This window comes from Bradyrhizobium sp. MI1.11 (genome assembly GCF_055811255.1).
Map to the genome: position 1 here is coordinate 1 of NZ_JBVVPM010000137.1, position 3213 is coordinate 3213.

Consider the following 3213-nt stretch of genomic DNA (forward strand, 5'->3'; position numbering starts at 1 on the left):
GAGAGCCTGGACACCGTGGACAATCAGCTGGTGAAGTTCGAGCAGGAGCCGAACAACGCCAAGATCCTGGATAACATCTTCCGGCTGGTCCACACCATCAAGGGCACGTGCGGCTTCCTCGGATTGCCGCGGCTGGAAGCGCTGGCGCATGCCGGCGAGACGCTGATGAGCAAATTCCGTGACGGCATGCCGGTGACGGCCGGCGCGGTGACGGTGATCCTGGCCTCGATCGACCGCATCAAGGAAATTCTGGCCGGGCTGGAGGCGACCGAAGCCGAGCCCGAGGGCACCGACCGCGATCTCATCGACAAGCTGGAAGCGATGGTTGAGCAGGGCATGGCGGCCATGGCGGCGGGTGCTGCTGCTCCCGAGGCTGAAGCGCCGCCGCTGGTGCCGGAAGCGCCTGTCGCCGTTGAAGCCGCGCCGACCTCCGGCGTGCTGGCCGACCAGACCCTGGAGCGCCCGCTGCGTCCGGGCGAAGTGTCGCTCGACGAGCTCGAGCGCGCCTTCCGCGAAACCCCGATCGAAGTCCCGGCCCCGATTGCCAAGGTTGAGGTCAAGGCTGAGCCCGCACCCGCCGCTGAAGCTCCGGCGCCTGTCGCCAAAGAGACCAAGGCGCCGAAGGAGAAGGCCGCGCCGAAGAAGTCGATCGCCGACGAGGGCGCCGGCGAGGGCGCCAGCATCGCCAACCAGTCGATCCGCGTCAACGTGGATACGCTGGAGCATCTGATGACCATGGTCTCGGAGCTGGTGCTGACCCGCAACCAGCTGTTGGAGATCTCCCGCCGCAACGAGGACACCGAGTTCAAGGTGCCGTTGCAGCGGCTGTCCAACGTCACCGCCGAGCTGCAGGAAGGCGTCATGAAGACGCGCATGCAGCCGATCGGCAATGCCTGGCAGAAGCTGCCCCGCATCGTTCGCGACCTCTCGAGCGAACTCGGCAAGCAGATCGAGCTGGAGATGCACGGCGCCGACACCGAGCTCGACCGCCAGGTGCTCGACCTGATCAAGGACCCGCTCACCCACATGGTGCGCAACTCCGCCGACCATGGCCTGGAGACCCCGGCCGAGCGTCTCGCCGGCGGCAAGGGCGAGCAGGGCACCATTCGCCTGTCCGCCTATCACGAGGGCGGCCACATCATCATCTGCATCGCCGACAACGGCCGTGGCCTGAACACCGACAGGATCAAGGCCAAGGCGATCTCCTCAGGGTTGGTCACCGAGGCCGAGCTCGAGAAGATGAGCGAAGCCCAGATCCACAAGTTCATCTTCGCGCCGGGCTTCTCCACTGCTGCCGCCATCACCTCGGTGTCGGGGCGCGGCGTCGGCATGGACGTGGTGCGCACCAATATCGACCAGATCGGCGGCACCATCGACATCAAGTCGGTCGCCGGCGAAGGCTCCTCCGTCACCATCAAGATCCCGCTGACGCTCGCCATCGTCTCCGCGCTGATCGTGGAAGCCGCCGGCGACCGCTTCGCGATCCCGCAGCTCTCCGTGGTCGAGCTGGTGCGGGCCCGCGCCAACTCGGAGCACCGCATCGAGCGCATCAAGGACACCGCGGTTCTCCGGCTGCGCAACAAGCTGCTGCCGCTGATCCATCTCAAGAAGCTGCTCAAGATCGACGACGGCGCCGTCTCCGATCCCGAGAACGGTTTTATCGTGGTGACGCAGGTCGGCAGCCAGACCTTCGGCATCGTCGTCGACGGCGTGTTCCACACCGAAGAAATCGTGGTCAAGCCGATGTCGACGAAACTGCGTCACATCGACATGTTCTCCGGCAATACCATCCTGGGCGACGGCGCGGTGATCATGATCATCGACCCCAACGGCATCGCCAAGGCGCTCGGCGCCGCCGGCTCCTCGGCCCATGACATGAACAGCGAGAACGGGGCTCACAGCATTGGATCGGGCGAGCAGACCACCTCGCTGCTGGTGTTCCGCGCCGGCTCGTCCCAGCCCAAGGCGGTCCCGCTCGGGCTCGTCACGCGCCTCGAAGAGCTCCCGGCCGACAAGATCGAGTTCTCGAACGGCCGCTACATGGTGCAGTACCGCGAGCAGCTGATGCCGCTCGTTGCCATGGAGAGCGTCACCATCGCGAGCCAGGGCGCCCAGCCGATCCTGGTGTTCTCCGATGACGGCCGCTCCATGGGCCTCGTCGTCGACGAGATCATCGACATCGTCGAGGAACGGCTCAACATCGAGGTCGGCGGATCCTCCTCCGGCATTCTCGGCTCGGCCGTGATCAAGGGCCAGGCCACCGAGGTGATCGACGTCGGCCACTTCCTGCCGATGGCGTTCTCCGACTGGTTCACCCGCAAGGAGATGAAGCCGTCGCTGCACTCGCAATCGGTGCTGCTGGTCGACGACTCGGCGTTCTTCCGCAACATGCTGGCCCCGGTGCTCAAGGCCGCCGGCTACCGCGTCCGCACCGCGCCGACCGCGCAGGAGGGCTTAGCTGCGCTGCGCGCGCAGACCTTCGACGTGGTCCTGACCGACATCGAGATGCCCGACATGAACGGGTTCGAGTTTGCCGAGACCATCCGCTCCGACAGCAATCTGGGCGCGATGCCGATCATCGGGCTCTCCGCGCTGGTGTCGCCGGCGGCGATCGAGCGCGGCCGTCAGGCCGGCTTCCACGACTATGTCGCCAAGTTCGACCGTCCCGGTCTGATCGCGGCGCTGAAGGAACAGACCGCGGGCGCCGCCGGCGCCTCCGAGCTGAGCCGCGCAGCAGCGTAACCAGCGGGATCAGGAGAAACTAACATGACCAAGAAGACCCAGTCCGGCGAAGGCGCCATGGTCGAATACGTCACCGCGATGATCGGTGGCCAGCTGTTCGGCCTGCCGATCTCCCGCGTCCAGGACGTGTTCATGCCCGAGCGCGTCACCCGCGTGCCGCTGTCCTCGCGCGAGATCGCGGGCGTGCTGAACCTGCGCGGCCGCATCGTCACCGTGGTCGACATGCGCGCCCGGCTCGGCCTGCCCAAGCCCGAGGACGGCAAGATCCCGATGGCGGTCGGCGTCGACCTGCGCGGTGAATCTTACGGCCTCCTGATCGACCAGATCGGCGAAGTGCTGCGCCTCGCCGAGGACGGCATGGAAGAAAACCCCGTCAATCTCGACCCCCGCATGGCCAAGCTCGCCGGCGGTGTCCACCGTCTCGACGGCCAGCTCATGGTCGTCCTCGACGTCGACCGCGTCCTCGAGCTC

Annotated in this window: 2 protein-coding genes; both read left to right on the forward strand. The window is 66.4% G+C overall.

What is annotated here, in order from left to right; all coding sequences use genetic code 11:
- The coding region (locus tag AC0L30_RS42550; protein ID WP_473406749.1) for a hybrid sensor histidine kinase/response regulator at positions 1–2742 on the forward strand (2742 nt) is incomplete at its 5' end.
- 24 nt (positions 2743–2766) lie between these two features.
- The coding region (locus AC0L30_RS42555; protein WP_247468230.1) for a chemotaxis protein CheW at positions 2767–3213 on the forward strand (447 nt) is incomplete at its 3' end.